Genomic DNA, 21,108 nt, shown 5'->3' with positions numbered 1-21,108 from the left:
AAAGGGCCGGTGGGACGCAGCGGGGCGCTGCGGCACAATCGTCGCCCTCCAGCCAGACGAGAAGCCAGACGAGAGGGCCGCCGCCATGATGAAGATCGACTCCACCACCGTGCAGCTCGTGCTGGCCATTGCCGAGGAGGGCAGCATCTCGCGCGCTGCCGACCGGCTGCAGCTGGCGGTGGCGGCGGCCTCGCGGCGGCTCAGTGATCTGGAGGCCCAGCTCGGCACGCGCCTGTTCAAGCGACAGCCCCATGGCGTGCAGGCCACCGAGCCCGGCCTCAAGCTGCTGGCCCATATCCGGCAGATCGGCAACCTGGTCGATCGCCTGGAGGGCGATGCCCAGGCCCTGGGCCGCGGCCGTGACGGCCGCATCATCATCGGCGCGCCCAAGTCGGCCATCCTGCAGTTCCTGGCCGCCGACATCGCGGCCACCCAGCGCCGCTATCCCCACATCACGCTGCAGGTGATGGAAGAAAACAGCCGCATCGTCCAGCAACTGCTGCGCGACAAGGTCATCGACATCGGCATCTTCGAGAAAACCAGCGGATTCGTGGACCTGCCGCGCGCCGACTACCGGCGCGACAGCCTGGTGCTGGTCTACAGCCGCAGGCATTTCAGCTTCGGCGACCAGCCCGTGGAGCTGGACCGGCTGCTGGAGTGCCGCATCGTCAGCCTGGGCCGGGGCTCGGCCATCCTGAATGCCCTGCGCCGTGCCCATCACAGCCGGGGCAGGGTGTTCCGCAATGATTTCACGGTCAGTGGCTTCGACACCATGCTGGCCCTGGTGCGCGAAGGCCTGGGCGTGGGCCTGATGCCGCCAGGCGTGCTGCGCAGCTTCCACCCCGGGCAGGAGCTGGGCTGGGCCGCGCTGGAAGGCGACTGGCACGAGCGCAGCTATGTGCTGTCCTTCATCGAAGGGCAGGCACAGCAACAGGCGTTGCACAACGTGGTGGCGGCGCTGCTGCATCCCGCCTCCGAGGCGAACTGAGAGCGTCACGGTTTCGCATATGGCGAAACCAGGCATGCGTTCCACAGGCTTGCGGCGAATCCGGCGCGCGGCGACAGTGGCTGCACAACAACGATGTGCAGGAGACAGACATGAGACGCCGCGACTTCATCGCGGCCGGCGCCGCCGCGCTGGCCGCTCCCTGGGCAGGGGCCTCGCCCCCGGGCTCCGACCTGCCCAAGGGCCCCGTCAAAATCCTGGTGGGCTGGGCGCCCGGTGGCGGCACCGATGTGTTCGCGCGCACGGTGCAGGAGGTGGTGGAGCTGTGCCGCAAAAGCCCCGGCAAGATCAGCTTCGGCTCGTCGGGCACGGGCTCGGTACAGCACCTGGCGGCCGAAATGTTCAACATGGCGGCCGGCGTCAAGAGCATCCACGTGCCCTACAAGGGCTCCGGCCCCATGCAGACCGACCTCATCGGCGGCCAGATCGACTTCAGCTTCGACACCATGACGGCCGCCACCGCCCAGGTGCGCGCCGGAAAAATGCACGGCATCGCCCAGACCCGCGTGAACCGTGCCAAGGGATTCCCGGCCATGCCCACCATGGACGAGCAGGGCTTCACGGGCTTTGATGCATCGAGCTGGTACGGCGTGGTGGGTCCGCGCGACATGTCCCGCGACCTGGCACTGCGCATCAATGCCGACATCAACCGCGTACTGGCCATGCCCGACGTGGTCAGCCGCTTCGACGGATACGGCGTGGAGGACGGCGGCGGCTCCGTGGACAAGTTCGCGGCCTTCATGGCTGCCGAATACAAGAAGTGGGGCGACGTGGTGCGCGCCGCAAAAGTGACCGAAGAAAGCTGAGGACCCGGCATGAGCAATTCCCCATCCAACCCGCAACAACTGCCCCTGCAAGGCATACGCGTGCTTGACGTCAGCCAGGTCATGGCCGGGCCCTTTGCCTGCATGCTGCTGGCCGACCTGGGAGCCGACGTGATCAAGGTCGAGCCGCCGGATACCGGCGACCAGACGCGCGGCGCCATGGGCTTCAAGATGAAGGGCCCGGACAGCATGGGCTTTCTGAACATGAACCGCAACAAGCGGTCGCTGACGCTGGACCTCAAGAGCGAAGAGGGGCGCGAGGCCTTCTACCAGCTGGCCGCGACGGCCGACGTCATCGTCGAGAACTACCGGCCCGGCGTGGTCCAGCGCCTGAAGATCGACTATGAAAGCATCCGCCGCATCAATCCGCGCATTGTCTATGTCAGCATCTCGGGCTTCGGCCAGAGCGGGCCCTGGGCCCAGCGGCCGGGGTTCGACCTCATGGCCCAGGCCATGTCGGGCGTGATGAGCGTCACCGGCTACAAGGGAGAGAAACCCGTCAAGGCCGGCGTGCCCGTGGCCGACATCGGTTGCGCACTGTTCGCCACCTACGGACTGCTGGCCGCCTACATCGGCGCGCAGAAGACAGGGCAGGGCCAGCACATAGACGCCTCGCTGTTCGACTCGGCCATGGCTTTCTCGATCTGGGACATGTCCGAATACTGGGGCACCGGCGTGCCGCCCGCGCCGCTGGGCACCAGCAACAAGATGAGCGCCCCCTACCAGGCCGTGAAGGCGCGCGACGGCTACTTCGTCATGGGCGCCACCAACCAGAAACTCTGGGCCAGGCTGTGCGCGCTGATCGAGCGCCCCGATCTGCTCGAGCACCCCGACTACGCCACCGTGGCGCTGCGCCTGAAGCACCGCGAGGCACTGATAGGGGAGCTGGAAGCGGAATTGGCCCACCACGACAGCGCCGACTGGGTGGACCGCATGCTGGAGGCCGGAATTCCCGCCGGCCCGCTGCTCACCTATCCGCAAGCCTTCGAGGGCGAGCATGGCCGGCACCGCGGCATGTGCATGGAGATCGACCACCCCATCGAGGGCAAGGTCAAGAACATCGGCTTTCCCGTCAAGATGCTGGGCACCCCCCAGCAGGTGCGCCGCCATCCGCCCCTGCTGGGCGAGCACAACGCGGAAATCATGGCCGAACTCCGTGCCCTGAAGGCCGCCGCATGAGCACCGCCCTGCATGAATCCGTGGCGCTGACCGTTCACGCCGGGGGCGCGGCCGAGATCCTCATCGACCGCCCCGAACGCCACAACGCCATGAGCATGCCCATGTACGAGGCCTTGCTCACGGCCCTGGAGCGCTGCCAGGCCGACTCGGCCATCCGCTGCGTGATGCTGCGCGGTGCGGGCGGCAAATCCTTCATCTCGGGCACGGACATCGCCTACTTCAAGGACTTCCATGACGGCCAGCAAGGCATTGCCTATGAAGCCTTCGTGGAGCGCGTGATCGACGCCGTGGAGCGCATCGCCGTGCCCACCATCGCCGTCATCGACGGCTGGGCAGTGGGCGGCGGCCTGGCCCTGGCCACGGCATGCGACTTTCGCATCTGCAGCACCGGCTCGCGCTTCGGTGCGCCGATTGCCAAGACGCTGTCCAACACGCTGTCGTCACGCAACATCGCCCGCCTGGTGGCCAGCCTGGGCGTGCCACGCGTCAAGCGCATGCTGCTGCTGGCGGACTACCTGTCAGCCGAGCAGGCCGAGGCCTGCGGGTTCGTGCATGCGGTGGTGCCGGCAGATCGGTTGCAGACCCAGGCACAGGCGCTGGCCGAGCAGCTCATGGCCTTGTCGGCAACCACCCAATCAGCAGTCAAGGAAAGCCTGCGGCGCATCGTGGTGGAGCAGCGGCTGGATGATGAGGATCTGGTGTCGGCGGTGTATGGGAGTGGGGAGTTTCGGGCGGGGGTGGCGGGATTCAACAGGCAATGATTTGAGCCAGCCTTGCCAGAATCTGGCGCAATCCTACAAATTGCTTGGCTAAACTCCACAGCCTGGAAAGAGGCGGTGGCTGCATTCTTGGCCTGAAAGAAAAGGCCGGTTGCTGCGCGTAGCCGCCCCTCAGATCAACGCAGCCCGAGAAATCCCATGCAAATCAAGAAATGCATTTCCGTCCTGCTGGCCAGCAGCTTCATCCTGCCGGTTCTGCCTGCGCATGCAGGCGAAGAGACGGTGCAGCTCATGTCCAATGGCCGCTACCAGACCTACAGCCTGCCCGACGACGCGCAGCAGGTCCAACTGGTCGAGACCTTGGCGGGCAACTGCAGCTACAACCAAAACTGGGGCTATGACCTGGGCCGCCGGGAGATGTGGGTCAAGGGTGGCTGCGGCGGGCGTTTCCGCATCCTGACCGGCCTGCCCCAGGGCGCGCAGGGCCAGGAAGGCGGAAGCGACAACACGGGCGCATGGATCGCCGGTGCCGCCGTGGCAGCCATTGCCGGCGCCGCCATTTTGGCGAACAAGCGCGACAAGGACCGCGAACGTGAACGCGACGAGCAATGGAACGATGACCACTATCCGGGCTACCCGGGCCATCAGCCCGGCTACCCGTCGTGGGGCGGACGGGAGGTGCGGGGCCAGAACGGCCTGTGCCTGGATGTGTCGGGCGGCCTGCGCCCGGGCAACGGCCTCATCGTGTACCACTGCAGCGGCGGTGAAAACCAGCGTTTCACGCTGACGCGTGATGGCGAGATGCGCGTGGGCGACCTGTGCCTGGACGTCGCCGACGGAAGCACGCGCAATGGCGCGCGCGTGATCGCCTGGCAATGCCGCAACCAGCCCAACCAGAAATGGGACTGGAGCCGTGGACAGATCCGCAGCCGGTTTGCCAACAAGTGCCTGGACATCGAAGGCGGCAATGCCCGGCCGGGCCAGCCCGTCATCGTGTGGTCCTGCGCCGGCGGCCCCAACCAGCGCTGGAACTGAGGACGCTTGTTGCACAAGCTCTCTGCCGCGCCCGGGCCAGTGCCCGGACGCAACGCCGTCGCGGGCATTCGGCGGCTGGGTCCCTTGCAGTGGCTGGGCCTGATCACTGGCGCCGTGCTGCTGGGCGATGCCGTGGTGCTGATGGCACGCGGCATGTTCAATCTGGGCGTGACGCTGCCAGCGGTGCTGGGCCTGTTGTTCATGGCGTGCAGCTTCTGGCGCGCGGCCATTGCGCGCAGGCTGCGTGCCAGTGCCTGGCTGCGGCGCGCCTGGTGGCTGGGCTGGGCGGCGTTGGCGATGTGGCTGGCCAGCCTGCTGCTGTTCTGGGCACATCTGCTGTCTGCTTCTTCCCGGCTGGCCCCTGACCAGCCGGTGCAGGCCATCGTGGTGCTGGGCAGCGCCACGCGTGAGGGACAACCGTCGCTGACGCTGGCCCAGCGGCTGGACCGCGCCGCCGAACTGGCTGCAAGCCAGCCCAAGGCGCTGGTGATCACCAGCGGCGGCGTGGACTTTGGGGAAAGCGAGAGCGAGGGCGCCGTCATGGCGCGCTATCTGCAGCAACGCCACGGCATTGCGCCAGAACGCCTGCTGATGGAGCAGCGCAGTACCAGCACGGCGCTGAACCTGGCGTGGAGCCTGCCCCTGCTGCAGGAGCGCGGCGTGGCCCCGGACGCGGCGATTGCCATCGTCACCAGCGATTTCCACACGCTGCGCGCGGGCTGGATCGCCGAGCGCAGCGGCTACGGCCAGGCCTTCACCGTGGGCGCGCCCACGCCGGCGACGATCCGCGCCAACGCCTGGCTGCGCGAGTACTTTGCGGTGATCAGCGGATGGGTGCTGGGGGAGTTCTGAGCCGCTGTGCGATGGGCTGCGGCCTTGCGGATTGGCTCCACAATGTGATTCTTCATACATCAACAGGAGCGAGACAGTGGCAAGCGAACAGCGTCCTTTCCGGGTTCTGGGCATACAGCAGGTGGCCATCGGCGGCACCGACAAGCAGCGCATGAAGCGCCTGTGGGTGGACATGCTGGGGCTGACCCAGACCGGCACCTTCCAGAGCGAGCGCGAGAACGTGGACGAAGACATCCTGGCCATGGGCCAGGGAGCGCACAAGGTGGAGGTGGACATCATGCAGCCGCTTGACATCGACAAGAAGCCTGCCGTCCACACCACGCCGCTGAACCATATCGGCCTGTGGATCGACGACCTGCCGCTGGCCGTGCAGTGGCTGACGGAGCAGGGCGTGCGCTTTGCGCCCGGCGGCATTCGCAAGGGCGCGGCCGGCTACGACATCTGTTTTCTGCACCCCAAGAGCAATGACGAGTTCCCGATTGCCGGCGAGGGCGTGCTGATCGAGCTGGTGCAGGCGCCGGCCGAGGTGATCGCCGCGCTGGGCTGAGGCGCCTCAGGCAAAAGGCTGTACGCGCCGCTGGACATGTTCCAGCAGCCACAGCTTTTTTCTGGCGCGCGTCATGGCCACGTACAGGCGGTTGCGCTCCAGAAAGGCCAGCGCGTGCGGGGCCGTCGCCGGAAAGCGGCCAGGCTCCATGAAGGGCAGGGCGACGTGGTCGTACTCCTTGCCCTTGGCTTCCTCGATGGTGCTGAGATGGAAGTCGAATCCGCGCTCGGCCCGCACGGCACGCTCGAAGCGCGTGGCCATGGCCGCCACCTGTGCCAGCATGTCGGGCACGGCCATGCCCGCCACGCAATCCATGAAAGCCTTCACGCGCTGACGCAATGCCGCCGTCTGGGCCTGAGACAGGGCCACGCCGGCAAACAGCCCCCAGACATCGGCCTGCTCCAGCAGGCCCTGCGCATCGGACTGCAGGGCCAGCGGCAGCTGCAGAAAGCTGCCGAAGGCTTTGAAGTTGCGTTGTCCGCCCTGCAGGCTCGATTGGTCGCTCAGGAAGCGCCAGATGATCTGCGGGTTGTGCAGCATCTCGCCTGCCATGCGCTGGGCCAGCGTGTGGCGGCTGGATGGGTCGGCCATGTCACCGCCTGCCACGCTGCCCTTGCCGTAGAACAGCGCACCTTCCACGAAGGCGGCCAGGATCTCGCTGCCCAGCACGCTGGTCTCGGCCTTCCAGGACAGCGCCTGCATGCCATGTGCATAGCAAAGGCCCAGCAGCAGGGCAATCTCGCGCTGCAGGTAAAAACGCTTGAAGCCGTAGAAGCTGGCGGACTTGCCGGCGCGGTGGATGGCCCATTCCAGCGCGCAGGCGTCCTGCTCGTGGCGCAGGATCACGGTCAGCGAGGGATTGCGCGCGCTGCCAGAAGGCGGCTCGCCCGGCGCAGCGGGTTCGGTGGCACGTGCCAGGCTGGCCTGGATCTGCAGCAACTGGTCAATGCACTCGCTGTCGGCGGAGTGCTGCAGCTGGTGCACGGTGCTGAAGCGCGTGGGCGCCGCTGTCAGGCCCACATTGAACAGCGCATTGACGGCCTTGGCCACTTGGGGGCCGAAGCGCCGCGACTGGGTCAGCGCCAGCGTGGCCGTGGCCTGGGGCAGGAAATCATCGAGCTGGTGCAGCTTGTCGCGGAACACGGACCAGGCCTGTGCCTCGATGTGCTGGTTGAAGTCGCCTGCGCCCAGAAAGGCGCAGCCGCTGGTTCCGACCAGGGCGCGCAGCACCTGCAGCGAGGCAGGGTCCAGGTCATGCATCTCGTCGAACACCACCAGGTCGTAGCGCGGCAGGTCCAGCGCCTGGCCCTGCAGGGCGTCGCTGGCCAGTGCATGGCTGCAGTCGCCTTCGGCGTAGTACAGAGGGTCGCCGCAGTGATCGATGCGGCGGCGCTCGTACTCGAAGAACAGGCAGGCCAGGCGGTAGTCGAGCAAATACTCCTCGCAGAAACTCGCCAGTCCCATGCCTTCCTCGGCCAGGCGCTGGGGCAGCAACGACTTCTTGGCGCTGAGGTTGAAGTCCCAGAAGGCGTCCAGATCCAGGTCGCCGGGCTGCTCGAACAAAGGGTCGGGCTGCCAGGCCAGCCGCTCGCACAGGGCGGCATGTGCCTCGCGCACACGGGCCTGCAGTGCCACGCGGTCGGCCAGAAAGCGGGCCGCAGGGTCGCGGCGGCGGATCTGCTGGGCCGCCCAGCGCTCCACCGTGGTGATCTGTACCTGGGGCGGCACTTCGCGCACCAGTTGCTTGAGCCGGTGGTGAAAGGCCGCCACGCCGGAGCGCGAATAGGCCAGCACCAGGATGCGCTGGGCCTGGCCGCTGCGGCAGGCCTGAACCACCTTGCAGGCCAACGTGGTCGTCTTGCCTACGCCCGCCAGCGCCGCCACGATGGCCGAACGTCCCTCATGCGCCAGGATGGCCTGCTGCTCGCGCGAGAGCAGCAGCGGCTTGCCGTGATCGGTAGGAAATTCCAGGGAGCGCAGGGACATGTGAGGGAAATCTGAGCAAAAGCGGCGAAAGCAGAGGGAAGCGGGTTCAGCCGCAGGCCGGCAGGGCTGAAAGCCGCTGTGGCGACGACGGCGGGCACCCATTGTGGTCGTTTTGGAGAGGCATCTGGCAGGTATTGGGAATCCGTTGCCGCGCCTGTCCACGCATCTTTTGAAGCGCTCATCGGACAATTGAGCGATGTTGAACGCCAATGGCCGCGTGCTTGCGGCAAGAAGAAGTCACCGAGAAGAACTTCTGCCAAAACATCCCCAACATCGCTCAAAAATAAGCGAAGTTCGCTTTTTTTGCAGGCCATGAAAATGGGGCAACTATTTTTGCCAAGGAGCCGGCTTTTTCATTCCCAAGGCTTTTTTTGCTCATCAGAATGAAAAGAGCAGACCCACAGAGGAGTTTTTGATGACCGCCTGCAGCACCACCCCGACGACTTCCGCCACCTCCGCACAGCCTGCGGCCGGCAGCCCCCTGCAATGGCATGCACGCCCCTCCAAAAGCGACACGCTGCCGTTTGAAGGCGCCTGGAGCGTGCAGGCAATCCAGGAACTGCTGGACAAGCCCTTCATGGACCTGATGTTCCAGGCCCAGAGCGTGCACCGCGAGCACTGGCCTGCGGGCGATATCGAACTGGCCACGCTGCTGTCGGTCAAGACCGGAGGCTGCCCCGAGAACTGCGGCTACTGCCCGCAGGCGGCCGAGTTCGACACCGGCGTCAAGGCAGAAAAGCTCATGAGCGTGGACGAAGTCACGCGCGCCGCCCAGGCGGCCAAGGATGCCGGCGCCACGCGCTTTTGCATGGGCGCAGCCTGGCGCGCGCCCAAGGACCGCGACATCGAGAAGATGAACGAGCTGATCGGCGCCGTGAAGGGCCTGGGAATGCAGACCTGCGCCACGCTGGGCATGCTCCAGCCGCACCAGGCGCAGTCGCTGCGCGAAGCGGGCCTGGACTACTACAACCACAACCTGGACACGGCGCCCGAGTACTACCAGGACGTGGTCAGCACGCGCCAGTACCAGGACCGCCTGGACACGCTCAAGGCCGTGCGCGGCGCAGGCATCAGTGTGTGCTGCGGCGGCATCATCGGCATGGGCGAGGCGCCCGTGCACCGCGCGGGCCTGATCGCCCAGCTGGCCAATCTCAATCCGCATCCCGAGTCGGTGCCCATCAACAGCCTGGTGCGCGTGCCCGGCACGCCGCTGGCGGACAGCGAGCCGGTCGATCCGCTGGACTTCGTGCGCGTGATCGCGGTGGCGCGCATCACCATGCCCACGGCGCGCGTACGCCTGTCGGCAGGCCGGCAGCAACTGGGCGACGCCGTGCAGGCCCTGTGCTTCATGGCCGGCGCCAATTCCATCTTCTACGGGGACAAGCTGCTGGTGACCGGCAACCCCGATGTGGAGGCCGACACCACGCTGCTGCGCAAGCTGGGCCTGAGCGGCACGCGGACCTCGGTACAGGAGTGAGCTTTTTGAGAGTTTGAGCTCTTTTGAGCCAGCGGCTCAGGATTGCGGCCGGCCGCTGCCTTGCGCGGCGGCGGCCGCATCGTCGTCGCCGGCATCGAGCAGCCGGGCCGCACGGTTGCTCAACGCGGAATCCGCACGGAAATAGCCCAGCACCGTATTGACGCTGCTGTGCCCCGTCAGCGCCATGGTGTCGGGCAGGGGCACGTTCTGGCGCCCGGCCTCGGTCACAAAGCCCGAGCGCAGGGAATGCGCCGAGAAATCTCCCTCCACGCCTGCCAGCGCACAGCGCTGCTTCACGATGTCGCGCACGGCCGCCGGCGACAGGGGCTCGCCCACATGGCCGCCCTTGCGGATGCGCCGGAAGATCGGCCCTTCCTGTATGGCGGCGGCACGCAGCCAATCGGCCAGCGCCTGGGCCGCGCGCCCGGTGACGGGCTTGTGGTTCTCGGGCGCGTCCCGTCCGGACTGGTTGGTCTTGGAGTGGGCCAGCGTGTAGATGAATTCCTGCGGCCCCACGGACCGCAGGTGGCGCATGTCGGCTCCGGCCACCTCCGAGCGGCGGCGCCCGCCGCTGGACCAGGCGAACAGCAGCAGGGCGCGGTCGCGGCGGCCGCGCAGGCTGTCGTCACAGGTGTCCAGCAATTGCTCCAGCAAGTCGCGCGTCAGCGCATCCTTCTTGGCGGGACCTTCACCGCGCCGCGCATAGGCCTTGCGCGTGCGCGACATCAGCTCGCGCACCGCACCGTCCTGGCAGGGGTTGGCCAGTCCATGCACCTGATGCGCCTTGGACAGCACCGCCATGCGGTGCACCAGCGTGTTGTGCGACAGGGGGCCTTCCCTGGCCTTGTATCCGGCCTCGACCAGGGCGCGGTCGATGTGCATCGGCATTTCACTGGCCAGGCCCGCGCCTGTCTGCCGCTGGGCATGGTCAATGATGAATTGCAGCACGCAGGGCACATCCAGCGGCAGCTGCATCTGCCGGTCAAACCGCAGCGCATGCCAGGCGGACCAGTAGCGCATGGCGCTTTGGTAGCTGTTTCTGGTGTTGGCGGATTCGCCCTCGTGCATCAGCTCGCGCACGGCCTGCCGGGCGGCAGGCTCCAGGCCGGCGGACGGCAGGGCGTTGCCTTCCTGGATGTCGTCCAGGGGCTGAGGTCGGGAGGTCAGCGAAAAAGGGCCGGTGCGCATCCATGGATTGTCGCCCGACGCCGCCCGGGCAATCCCTTGCGGGCCTGCAGCGATCGGCACGACGCAAAGTTCACTTTCCAGCGACCAAGAGCGGCCTTTTTGCGCCACAAATCCGTGTAATGTGCGCATCCATACTGTATGAAAATTTCATACGTAATATTTAATACATCTAACATATGATGTATTACATGAAGTTAAAATAACTCACGATAACAACCTCTTATCGTTGGTAATCTTGGAAATAGTTCACGATATGCAGAAAACATCCACCCGTGGCGTGCAGGAAGCCGATGTCTGGGCCGCGGCAGACGCCTTGATCGCCCAGGGCCTGCGGCCGACCATCGAGCGCGTGCGCCAGCACATTGGCCGGGGCTCGCCGAATACCGTCAGCCCCATGCTGGAGACCTGGTTTGCCACGCTGGGCCAGCGCCTGGGCGTGGCGGCAGGGCAGGGCGAACTGCTGCCGTCGTCGGTGCCCGATCCCGTTCAGCGCCTGGCGCAGCAGCTGTGGGACGCCGCCCAGGAAGAGGCCATGGAGGCCGCCCGCGCCGCCCTGCAATCCCGGGAGGAAGCGGCACAGGCCACGCAGGCCGAGCTGCAGGAGCAGCAGGAGCAAATGGCGCGGCGTGAGGCGTCCATGCAAGCGCAGAAAGAGGCCATGGACCAGGCCCTGCAAGTGGCCCAGGCCCAGTCGCAGGACTTGTCGCGCCGGCTGGATGAAATGCAGCAGCAACTGCAGGACCGCGACGAACGCCTGGAGGAAATGCGCGATGCGCTGGCCGAAGCGGCCCGCCAGCGCGAGGCGCTGCAGCAAAAGCATGGCGAGGAAATGCAGTTCGCCGCGCTGGAGCGCCAGCGCATGGCCGAGCAGTACGCGGGCAATGAGCGCCACATGCTCAATGAGGTGGATCGTGCGCGGCAGGAGCTGGCGGCCGCGCGCAAGGCCGCCACCGAGCAGGAGCGCAAGGCAGCGACCCGCCTTGCAGAGCTGCAAAGCCGCTATGAAAAGAGCGAGGAGGAGCAGCTGAGCCTGCATTCCCAGCTGCAGACCGCCCAGAATGCGGCCGCCCTGGCGCAGGAGCGTGCGGCGGACCTGCGCAGCCTGCTGGAGGCGCAGCAGCGATTGGCCGCTGGCGGTGCCTTGCCGGATGCCGGCGCGGGGCTTTCGCTGGGCCGGCGCGGCAGCCTGTCCGCGGCGCGCCGCTCCATGACGCGCCTCAAGGACAGGAGAGGCTAGGGCGCATCGCCCAGGCCAAGGTCAGGCCTTGGCGCGCGATTTGCCTTGGGGCGGCCGATGTCTGCGCATGGCCTGCGTGATGCTGTCTACCGTTCCACGCACATGCGCGCGCACTTCGCGCTCCATGCGATCCGGGTCACCGGCCTGCAGGCTGGCCACCAGTTGCTGGTGGTGCTCCTGCAACTTCGGCGAGGGCTCGTTGTTTTCCAGCCAGATCCGCATCAGCGGCTCGACCACCGAATGCAGGGCCGAGATCTGCTCGCACAGGCGCGGGGCTGCGCTGATGCGGCAAAAGCGCTCGTGAAAGCGCCGGTGCACCGTGATCCATTCCGACTGGTCACTCTCGCAACGCTTCATTTTCAAAAGCAGGTCCTGCAGGTCGTCCACATCCGCCTGGGTGCAGCACCTGGCGGCCATGGCTGCGGCCAGGCCTTCGAGCACGGCACGCATCTCGAAAACCTCGATGACCTCGCTCTCGGAAAGCTCCCGAACGATCGCGCCCCGGTTCGGCGGCATGACCAACAGGCCTTCCGCAGTCAGCCGGCGCAACGCCTCGCGGACCGGCATGCGGCTCATGCCGATGGAGTTGGCGATGTCATCGGCCACCAGCCTGTCGCCCGGCTTCAGCAGCCCCATGCGGATGCCATGAGAGAGGTGTTGGTAGGCCTCTTCGTGGGCGCTGGTCTGAGCCGCATCGGGCGAGGGGGTGGCAAGTGGCGGCATGTTGATGGTTCTTGGGTGGGCGGAGCCCGGTCGTCATTCTAGGTTTGGCTGTCAGGGTCCAGGGCGCACTCTGATGGTGCATTGTGTACGGCCAATCCAGGCATGGTGATTGCTTGGGTATCTTTGGAAAAATTGGATACAAAGATATCAGGATACGGTAACCTCGAGGATGCCATCGCGCCCCGCGTCGATGGCGCGGTCCGCTGCAAGCAGCGTTGACAGCCTCGGCCCCCATTCATTGCCCGAAATCCAAGTCCCAGCAACACAAGGAAGAAGAACCGTTATGCGTAATTTCCAGAATCCTGGCCGTTCCGTCGTCATGTCCACGCACGGCATGGTGGCAACCTCACACCCGGCCGCCACCCAGGCCGCTGTTCGCATCCTGGAGGCCGGCGGCACCGCCATGGATGCCGCCGTCGCGGCCTGTGCGGTCCAGTGCGTGGTGGAGCCTGGCTCCACCGGCATTGGAGGAGACTGCTTTGCGCTGTACAGCGAGAAGGGCTCCGACCGGATCACGGCCTACAGCGGCGCCGGCTGGGCACCCCAGGCCACCTCCCTGAAGGCCGTTCTTGCCTCGGGCGAGGAAAAGCAATTGCGCCGCCAGTCGCCCTACGTGGTCACGGTGCCTGGCGCCGTGGACGCCTGGGTCGCCTTGACGGAGCGGTTCGGCCGGCTGCCCATGGGTCGCCTTCTGGAAGATGCCATCCGCTTCGCCGAGCAGGGCTATGCCGTGGCGCCGCGCGCCGGCACCGACTGGGCCATGCACACGCAACTGCTGGCCGCCACCACCGCGCGCGACATCATGCTGGTCGATGGCCAGGCACCGGCCATCGGATCGGTTCACCGCCAGCCGCAGTTGGGCGCCACCTTGCGAAAAATCGCCGAGCAGGGCCGTGCCGGCTTCTACGAGGGGGAGGTCGCGCAGGACATCGTCTCCTATCTGCGCAGCCTCGGTGGCGTGCACACGCTTGAGGACTTCGCCACCTATCGTGGCGAGTTCGTGCAGCCGGTCAAGAGCAGGTTCCGAGACCATGTGGTGCACGAGTGCCCGCCTCCGGGCCAAGGCATCATTGCCCTGCTGCTGCTGAACATTCTGCAGGGCCTGGAGCCGGGCACGGACCCGCTCTCGCCCGAGCGGCTGAAGGCCGAGATCGATGCCACGCGCATGGCCTACCGCGTGCGGGATGCGCTGCTGGCCGATCCGCGCTTTGCCGATGTGGACATCGACTATCTGCTGTCGCAGGAGCTGGCCGCCCAGCTGCGCAACGGCGAGTTCCCGGAGCATTTCAAGACCCAGGCGACCAATGCGGCAGCGGAGCACAAGGACACGGTCTACATCTCGGTGGTGGACAAGGATCGCAACTGCGCCAGCTTCATCAACTCGATCTTCCACCCCTTCGGCTCCGGCCTGATGGCGCCCAAATCAGGCGTGCTGCTGCACAACCGGGGCCAGAGCTTTGAACTGGCTGAGGGCCACCCCAATTGCATCGGACCCGGCAAACGGCCCCTGCACACCATCATCCCCGGCATGACCACGAAGGATGGCCGCGTGGAGCTGGTGTTCGGCGTGATGGGCGGCCACTACCAAGCCATGGGCCATGCGCACTTTCTGTCCAAGGTGATCGACTACGGCTGCGACATCCAGGCCGCCAGCGATCTGCCGCGGCTGTTCCCCATTCCCGGCACCGACAAGGTGGAGGTCGAAAGCACCTTGCCGCAGCATGTCGCGCTGGCGTTGGAGCAGCAGGGCTACCAGTTGGTGGCGCCCGGCTATCCTGCCATCGGAGGCGCCCAGGCCATTCGGGTGGATTGGGACAACGGTGTGCTGCACGGCGCATCCGACCACCGCAAGGACGGCTGCGCCATGGGCGCCAACCGCTCCTGAGGGACTGCAGCCTGCGCGCTGGCTTCACGCTTCGCGACAGCGAAGGGGCCGGCGCGGCTTTCAGTGCGGATTTCAGTCGGCCTGGTTCGCCTGGAGGATGCCTGGAAGCGTGCGCAGGATGTGGGCGCGCATCAGGGCTTCCACCTTTGCGCCATCCCTGGCCTTCAATGCGCCTATGAGTTCTTCGTGCCTGTCGTGCACGTAGTCCGTCGATGGCTTGCCCTCCAGCCACACCCGCATCAGGGGCTCGGAGACCGAGTGCAGGGACGCGATCTGCCGCATCAGCTGGGGAGCGTCGGCAATGGTGCACAGGCGCTCGTGGAACTGGCGGTGCGCCGTGATCCATTCCGATGCATTCAGGCCGCTGCGGTGCATGCGCTGCAGCAATTGCTCCAGATCGTGGATGTCATTGGTGGTCACGTTCTCGGCCGCCAGGGTGGCCGCCAGGCCCTCCAGCACCGAACGCATGGCGAACACCTCGCGCACCTCTTTTTCGGTCAGCACCCGGACCACCGAGCCACGGTTGGGGCGGTTGACGATCAGCCCCTCCGTGGCAAGGCGGTTCAGCGCCTCGCGCACGGGCATGCGGCTGGTGCCAATTTCGGCCGCGATGTCATCCGGTGCCAGCCGCATGCCCGGGCGCAGTTCGCCCGTGCGTATGCCGCGCTTGATGTGTTGGTAGGCCTCTTCCTGTGCCGTGGCATGGACAGTGTCAAACGAGGCGCGTCGGTCGGTCAGCATGGTTTATCCGGTGTCTTTCGCCCAGGGCAGGGGCCCGCCGATTCTACGGGGACCTGCCTGCGCCTCCCGGACCCCGTTTGTGCCGGTTTCCACACAGCCATGCCTGTGCAGCTGATGGCAAGAGGCGGTTTTCCCTAAAGCTGGTTCGATTATTGCTTGCTAGTCTTCTGCATGATTGGATACAAATATCTAAATATCTATGCATTTCCCCCATGGCAGCCGGAACCTGTTCCTTCGCCATGCCTGCTCTCCAACCTGATGAAGACCATGCCTCTCCAAACGCTCCGCACTCCCCTGGCCACGGCCCTGCTGTCCGCCCTGGCCCTTGTTGCATCCGCTCAAGCCTCTGCCCAGGGGGCCGGCGCCTGGCCCAGCAAGCCCATTCGCATCGTCGTCCCCTTTCAGGCCGGGTCCGCCACGGATCTTTTGAGCCGGCAAGTGGGGGCCGGGCTGAGCACTTCGTTGGGCCAGCCCGTGCTGGTGGAAAACAAGCCGGGTGCCGCCGCCATGATCGGCAGCGACACCGCCGCCCGGGCCCCGGGCGACGGCTACACCCTGTTGATGAGCGGGCCGGCCTCCATGGTCACCAATCGTTTTCTGTACAAGAAGCTGAGCTACAACCCGGACGCCTTCGAGAAGGTGGCCATCGTGGCGGTCACGCCCAATGTGCTGCTGGCAAACCCGTCCCTGCCGTTCAGTACGCTGGCTGAGATGGTGGCCTATGCCAAGGCAAACCCCGGCAAGCTGACCTATGCCTCGTTCGGGGCCGGCACGACCTCGCACATGGCTGGCGAGTTCCTGCGCCAGGCCGCCGGCATCGACATAGTGCATGTGCCCTACAAGGGTGCGGCCGAGGCCATTCCGGCCTTGATATCGGGCCAGGTCTCCCTGTACTTCGACACCATCATGACCGCCTTGCCCCAGGTGAAGGCCGGCAAGCTGCGCGCCCTGGGCGTATCGACTGCGAGCCGCGCCGCCATGGCCCCGGACATCCCGACAATTGCCGAACAAGGCTATCCGGGCTTTGACATCGCCCCGTGGTACGGCATCGTGGCCAGCCACGGCACGCCGCCGGCCGTGGTCTCCCGGCTCAACACCGAGATCAACAAGCTGCTGAACACCCCTGAGTTCCGCGAGCGCCTGGTGGCCACCGGCGCCGAAGCCCGTGGCGGCAGCGTTGCCGACTTCGAGGCCTTCGTCAAAACCGAGGTCCCCCGCACGGAGAAGCTGGTGCGGCAGGCCGCAATCGCGCTGCAGTAACCGGACCGGCGCCGCCGGGGCAGGGCGGTGGGGCACGGCGGTGGGTTGCCTGCCGTGCGGCGCCGATTTCACCTATGCAGGGCGATGCTTCTGGACCGGGATGATTCGCTGTCCAGCCGAAAGCCTGCCACCACGTCCGCCAGTTGCGCGGCCTGCTGCTGCAGCGACTGCGCCGCGGCCGTGGCCTCTTCGACCAGGGCCGCGTTCTGCTGGGTGGACTGGTCCATCTGGCTGACGGCGGTCCCGATTTCGGCAATGCCCGTGCTCTGTTCCTGGCTGGCATTGCTGATCTCGGTGACGATGGCGGTCACGCGCTGCACGCTTTCCACCACCTTGCCCATGGTGGCGCCCGCGTCCTGCACCAGGCGGCTGCCGGCATCGACCTGGCCCACGGAGTCGTCGATCAGCGCCTTGATTTCCTTGGCGGCCGTGGCGCTGCGCTGGGCCAGGGTGCGCACCTCGGAGGCCACCACGGCAAAGCCGCGGCCCTGCTCACCGGCGCGGGCCGCTTCCACGGCGGCGTTCAGCGCCAGGATGTTGGTCTGGAAGGCTATGGAGTCGATCACGCCGATGATGTCGGCGATGCGGTGCGAGGATTGTTCGATGCCGCCCATGGTGCGCACCACCTGGTCCACGACCGTGCCGCCATGCGTGGCGATGTCGGAGGCGCTGCTGGCCAGTTGCCGCGCCTGGCGCGCATTCTCGGCGTTGTGCTGCACGGTGGCCGTTAGCTGCTCCATGGCGGCAGCGGTTTCCTCCAGCGAGCTGGCCTGCTGCTCGGTGCGTGCCGACAGGTCCTGGTTGCCGCTGGCGATTTCGGTGGAGGCATGGCGCACGGTCTCGGACGATTCCCGGATGCGCACCAGCACCGAGGCGATCTTGTCGGTGAAGTGGTTGAACGCGCGTGCGATCTGCGTCAGTTCATCGTTGCCTTGCACCGACAGGCGGCGCGTGAGATCGCCGTCACCCGAGGCGATGTCTTCCAGCGCATCGCGCACCACGGCCAGCCGGCGGGTGACGCGGGCGATGACGGCGCCCAGCAGCGCAATCGCCAGGATCAGCGAAATGGCAACGATGGCGCCCGACACCTTGAGCAGCGAACCCAGCGCGGACAGCGCCTCGTCGCGCTGCACGGCCACCACCAGTTGCCAGTTCGTGCCGGGCACGCCCTGGCCGTAGAGCAGGAAGTCCTTGCCACTGACGGCCGTGCGCATGCCCGTGCCCGCCTTGGGCAGGGCCTGGATGGCATCGGCACCCAACTGGGGCGAGAGCGCGGAGACGGGCTTGAGCGTGAGTGCCGGATCGGGATGGGTGACGATGGCGCCCGCCTCATCCACCAAGAAGGCAAAGCTGCCCGGCGTAGGCCGGATGGCGCCCACGGTGCGCACCACCGTGGTCAGCAGCACGTCGGTGCCGACCACGGCGACGGGATTGCCGGCCGGGCCCACGGGCTCGGCAAAGGTCACGCCCACTTCGGGCGGAGAGACAAACAGATAGGGCGCCGTCACGATGGGGCGGCCTTCCTTCAACGCCTGCCTGAACCAGGGGCGGGCCGTCACGTCGTAGTCGGCAGCCATCTCATTGAGGAAGAACATGCGCTTGTCGGTGTAGCCGAAGTAGGCATCCGAGAAGCCGCCGCCGTCGCGCAGAGCCTGGACCACGGCATGCGGCTCCGGCGTATCGACCGCCTGCGCCAGGGTATGGGTCAGCAGGCGCTTGGTCGCCACCCATTCGCCCAGCACCTGGGCCTGGGCGTTCACGAGCTGGCGGCTCTGGTCGTCGAGGGTGGACAGCACATGGCGCTGCACCGTGAGGAAGTTGGCAATGGCCAGGGCCAGCATGGCCACGGTGACGATGGCCACGCTGAGCGCGATGAGTCGCGCACGCAGGGACTGGAACATAGAAGAATTACTTATTGCAAGAAGATGCTACATACGTTAGCAAATTTTCTTGACAATACGCATTCTTGCAGGCGGTGCCCCCTGGCCGCCGAAGCCTATGCGGGAAATTCGCGCCCCTTCAGCGCTTCAGCGCTCCCCAGCCAGCAGCCTGCCCAGGGCCTCGTAGGCCGGCAGCGAGGTCGGGTCATTGGCCGCATTGCCAGCCACCGGGTGGGAGGCAAAGCGCGCAATCACCATCTGTGCCTTGGGATCGATGTAGACGGTCTGGCCATGCACGCCGCGCGCCGCGAAGGCGCCATGGGCGTCGTGCGTGACCCACCACATGTTGCGGTAGGTCCAGCCCGGCAGCAGCTTGTAGCCGGCCTTGGCAAAGGCCGCCGCATCGCCGCCCCGGCGGATGTCGTCCACGGCGGCTGCGGGAACGATCTGCTGGCCGTTGAACTGGCCCCGGTTGCGCAGCATCTCGCCAAAGCGCGCCAGGTCCCGCAGGCCCAGGTTCAGGCCGCCGCCTGCAAAGGGCGTGCCAGTGGAGTCCACCGACATGTAGGCATCCTGCTCGGCGCCCAAGCGGCTCCAGATGCGCTCGGACAGCAGATCGGCCACCGATTGGCCGCTCACGCGCGCCAGCACCCAGCCCAGCGCATCGGTATTGGCCGTGCGGTAGCCGAAGGCCTTGCCGTGCACGCCTTCGGGCTTCACGGTCTGCAGGAATTCGTAGTAGCTGCGCGGGCCGGTGTAGTCCTTGGCCTTGGGCAGCGGGTTGCCCGCTGCCGCGTGCGCCCAGACCTCGGCCTGGGGGTCCGCATAGTCTTCGCTGAAGCGTATGCCCGTGGTCATGTCCATGAGTTGGCGCACCGTGGCATTACCGAAGGCCGAGGCCGCCAGCTCGGGCACGTATTCCGACACGCGGCGCGAGGGGTCGAGCTGCCCCTCGGCAGCCAGCATGGCCGCCAGCGTGCCGACGAAGGACTTGGTCACCGACATGGCGCCGTGCTGGCCTTCGGGTTTGAGCACGCCGAAGTAGCGTTCATAGATCACGCGGCCCTTGTGCAGCACCACGATGCCGTCGGTGTAGTTGGCCTTGAGCGAATCGCGCCAGGTCATGGACTGGCTGGCACCCAATGGCGTGAAGCGCAGCTCGTCGATGTCTTCGCGCAGCGCCTGGGCCAGCGGCGCTGCAGGCGCCAGGCCGCGCGACACATTCACCGTGGGCATGAGCTGGCGAAAGTGCGAGACGCTCCAGCGCATGGCGGGAAACTGGAAATAGGAGCCGTCGTCGAAGCGCAGCATGCGGTCCGGCGGCGGCGGCGAGCCCACCATCCAGCCCAGCTTTGCGGGGTCGCTGGCATCGGCATCGGGGTAGGAGGGGGTCTTGGCTGCGGTGACCCCTGCCGTGGCTGTGGCGAACACAAGGCTGCCAGCCAGGGCACCGGCGAAATGTTTGAGCTGCATGCCAGCAACCATACTACGGTTGCCGCGGCGCCAAGATCCGCTGCCAAAGGATGGAAGCCGGCTTCCATCCCAGGCCGTGCGCCCAGTTGGCGCAAGCGCGACAAATGGCTTTCTCGTTGGACTAAGCTTCAAATAGTTTTTGAAAATCAAAGCCTGGCGAATGCCCATGAAAAGCCTGCAAGACCTGGATATCTTCGTGCGCACCGCAGACAGCGGCAGCCTTTCGGCCACGGCGCGCGCCCTGGACCTGACCCCGGCTGCGGCCAGCGCAGCGCTCAAGCGGCTGGAGGCAGAGCTGGGCGTGACCCTGTTCGTGCGCTCCACGCGCAGCCTGCGGCTCACGCAGGAGGGCGAGCTGTTTCTGGAGCACTGCCGCCCCGCGCTGGCCGGCCTGCGCCAGGTGCGCGACCAGTTGGCTGGCGGCCAGGCCGCTTTGCGCGGCACGCTGCAACTGGCCGCCCCCTCCGACCTGGGCCGCAATGTGCTCATGCCCTGGCTGGACGAGTTCCAGAGCCAGCACGCAGGCGTGGATCTGCGCCTGCACCTGTCCGACCGCGCGGCCAATGTCTACAGCGAGCCTGTGGACGCGGCATTTCGCTATGGCAGGCCGCAGGATTCCAGCCTGGTGGCCTTGCCGCTGTCGGACACGCACCGCCGCGTGCTCTGCGCCGCGCCCTCCTATCTGCAGCAGCGCGGCGCCCCCGCCACCCCCCACGACCTGGCCGGCCATGACTGCCTGTGCTTCATGCTGGGCGAGGAAGTGCACGACCGCTGGAGCTTCTGGCCGGCAGGGCAGGGGGCTGCCGTACCTGAGCCCGTCCATGTGCGGGTGCGCGGCCGCAATGTGGCCAATGACGGAGATGCCGTGCGGCGCTGGGCCGTGGCCGGGCGGGGGATTGCCTACAAGTCGTATTTCGACGTGGCCGAGGACCTGGCCCGGGGCCGCCTTCTTGCGCTGTGCACCGACTGGACGACCGAGTGCGTGCCCCTGTTCCTGGTCGCCCCCAGCCGCAGGCAGTTCACGCCGCTGGTGCGTGCGTTGCGGGATTTTGTGGCGGTGAGGCTGGCCGAGCTGGAGGCGGCACAGCCCTGAGAC

General features: G+C 66.6%; 18 protein-coding genes. 12 read left to right on the top strand and 6 right to left on the bottom strand.

Going from position 1 to position 21,108, the window contains the following annotated elements; all coding sequences use genetic code 11:
• The first annotated feature begins 85 nt into the window (after window positions 1-85).
• From ACF8ME_RS12545 to ACF8ME_RS12515, 7 genes are all read left to right on the top strand, one after another.
• Complete coding sequence (locus tag ACF8ME_RS12545; protein WP_212645816.1) at window positions 86-988, top strand: LysR family transcriptional regulator; 903 nt, start codon at window positions 86-88, stop codon at window positions 986-988.
• 110 nt (window positions 989-1,098) lie between these two features.
• Entirely contained in the window at window positions 1,099-1,812 is a 714-nt protein-coding gene (locus ACF8ME_RS12540; protein ID WP_392416731.1) for a Bug family tripartite tricarboxylate transporter substrate binding protein, read from the top strand.
• Between the two features lie 9 nt (window positions 1,813-1,821).
• The gene (locus tag ACF8ME_RS12535) at window positions 1,822-3,009 is read left to right on the top strand and encodes a CaiB/BaiF CoA transferase family protein (protein ID WP_392416729.1); all 1,188 of its coding nucleotides are present in this window, start codon (window positions 1,822-1,824) and stop codon (window positions 3,007-3,009) included.
• Window positions 3,006-3,770 (top strand): enoyl-CoA hydratase, encoded by a 765-nt coding sequence (locus ACF8ME_RS12530; protein WP_126312291.1) that lies wholly within the window; start codon window positions 3,006-3,008, stop codon window positions 3,768-3,770. The genes ACF8ME_RS12535 and ACF8ME_RS12530 overlap by 4 nt, the downstream gene beginning before the upstream one ends.
• A 156-nt stretch (window positions 3,771-3,926) precedes the next feature.
• A complete protein-coding gene (locus tag ACF8ME_RS12525) occupies window positions 3,927-4,763 on the top strand; it encodes a lectin (RefSeq protein WP_267179099.1) in 837 nt (278 codons plus the stop codon).
• A gap of 9 nt (window positions 4,764-4,772) precedes the next feature.
• Window positions 4,773-5,615: a YdcF family protein gene (locus tag ACF8ME_RS12520; RefSeq protein ID WP_392416727.1), complete on the top strand. Its 843-nt coding sequence runs from the start codon at window positions 4,773-4,775 to the stop codon at window positions 5,613-5,615.
• A gap of 76 nt (window positions 5,616-5,691) precedes the next feature.
• Entirely contained in the window at window positions 5,692-6,162 is a 471-nt protein-coding gene (locus ACF8ME_RS12515; RefSeq protein ID WP_013802423.1) for a VOC family protein, read from the top strand.
• A 6-nt stretch (window positions 6,163-6,168) separates the two neighbouring features.
• Here the strand turns inward: ACF8ME_RS12515 and ACF8ME_RS12510 are convergent, their stop codons facing one another.
• Window positions 6,169-8,148: a UvrD-helicase domain-containing protein gene (locus ACF8ME_RS12510; RefSeq protein WP_392416726.1), complete on the bottom strand. Its 1,980-nt coding sequence runs from the start codon at window positions 8,146-8,148 to the stop codon at window positions 6,169-6,171.
• Between the two features lie 415 nt (window positions 8,149-8,563).
• Between ACF8ME_RS12510 and bioB the strand changes: the two genes are divergently transcribed.
• A complete protein-coding gene (gene bioB / locus ACF8ME_RS12505) occupies window positions 8,564-9,625 on the top strand; it encodes a biotin synthase BioB (protein WP_012205605.1) in 1,062 nt (353 codons plus the stop codon).
• A 36-nt stretch (window positions 9,626-9,661) separates the two neighbouring features.
• On the opposite strand, the gene ACF8ME_RS12500 is transcribed toward bioB, so the two are convergent.
• Window positions 9,662-10,813 carry a site-specific integrase gene (locus ACF8ME_RS12500; RefSeq protein ID WP_392416724.1) on the bottom strand — a complete coding sequence of 384 codons (1,152 nt, stop codon included), beginning with the start codon at window positions 10,811-10,813 and terminating at the stop codon, window positions 9,662-9,664.
• A gap of 253 nt (window positions 10,814-11,066) precedes the next feature.
• Here ACF8ME_RS12500 and ACF8ME_RS12495 point away from each other — a divergent pair, with 253 nt between their 5' ends.
• Window positions 11,067-12,050 carry a DNA-binding protein gene (locus tag ACF8ME_RS12495; protein WP_209669281.1) on the top strand — a complete coding sequence of 328 codons (984 nt, stop codon included), beginning with the start codon at window positions 11,067-11,069 and terminating at the stop codon, window positions 12,048-12,050.
• A 21-nt stretch (window positions 12,051-12,071) separates the two neighbouring features.
• Here the strand turns inward: ACF8ME_RS12495 and ACF8ME_RS12490 are convergent, their stop codons facing one another.
• Window positions 12,072-12,773 carry a GntR family transcriptional regulator gene (locus ACF8ME_RS12490; RefSeq protein WP_392416722.1) on the bottom strand — a complete coding sequence of 234 codons (702 nt, stop codon included), beginning with the start codon at window positions 12,771-12,773 and terminating at the stop codon, window positions 12,072-12,074.
• A gap of 283 nt (window positions 12,774-13,056) precedes the next feature.
• Here ACF8ME_RS12490 and ACF8ME_RS12485 point away from each other — a divergent pair, with 283 nt between their 5' ends.
• Window positions 13,057-14,658 carry a gamma-glutamyltransferase family protein gene (locus ACF8ME_RS12485; RefSeq protein WP_392416720.1) on the top strand — a complete coding sequence of 534 codons (1,602 nt, stop codon included), beginning with the start codon at window positions 13,057-13,059 and terminating at the stop codon, window positions 14,656-14,658.
• Between the two features lie 72 nt (window positions 14,659-14,730).
• On the opposite strand, the gene ACF8ME_RS12480 is transcribed toward ACF8ME_RS12485, so the two are convergent.
• Window positions 14,731-15,399, bottom strand: a complete 669-nt coding sequence (locus ACF8ME_RS12480; RefSeq protein ID WP_012205610.1) for a GntR family transcriptional regulator — start codon at window positions 15,397-15,399, stop codon at window positions 14,731-14,733.
• 267 nt (window positions 15,400-15,666) lie between these two features.
• Here ACF8ME_RS12480 and ACF8ME_RS12475 point away from each other — a divergent pair, with 267 nt between their 5' ends.
• Window positions 15,667-16,659 carry a tripartite tricarboxylate transporter substrate binding protein gene (locus ACF8ME_RS12475; RefSeq protein ID WP_043783529.1) on the top strand — a complete coding sequence of 331 codons (993 nt, stop codon included), beginning with the start codon at window positions 15,667-15,669 and terminating at the stop codon, window positions 16,657-16,659.
• A gap of 68 nt (window positions 16,660-16,727) precedes the next feature.
• Here the strand turns inward: ACF8ME_RS12475 and ACF8ME_RS12470 are convergent, their stop codons facing one another.
• Both ACF8ME_RS12470 and ACF8ME_RS12465 read right to left on the bottom strand, forming a co-directional pair.
• Complete coding sequence (locus tag ACF8ME_RS12470; protein WP_392416717.1) at window positions 16,728-18,560, bottom strand: methyl-accepting chemotaxis protein; 1,833 nt, start codon at window positions 18,558-18,560, stop codon at window positions 16,728-16,730.
• A 126-nt stretch (window positions 18,561-18,686) separates the two neighbouring features.
• A complete protein-coding gene (locus tag ACF8ME_RS12465; protein ID WP_392416715.1) occupies window positions 18,687-20,012 on the bottom strand; it encodes a serine hydrolase domain-containing protein in 1,326 nt (441 codons plus the stop codon).
• 166 nt (window positions 20,013-20,178) lie between these two features.
• Between ACF8ME_RS12465 and ACF8ME_RS12460 the strand changes: the two genes are divergently transcribed.
• On the top strand, window positions 20,179-21,105 hold the full coding sequence (locus ACF8ME_RS12460; protein ID WP_013802414.1) for a LysR family transcriptional regulator: 927 nt from the start codon (window positions 20,179-20,181) through the stop codon (window positions 21,103-21,105).
• Window positions 21,106-21,108 lie beyond the last annotated feature (3 nt).

This window comes from Delftia sp. WSY_7 (assembly GCF_043104845.1).
GTDB classification, from domain to species: Bacteria; Pseudomonadota; Gammaproteobacteria; order Burkholderiales; family Burkholderiaceae_C; genus Comamonas; species Comamonas tsuruhatensis.
This window is presented reverse-complemented; position numbering and strand designations above follow the sequence as displayed.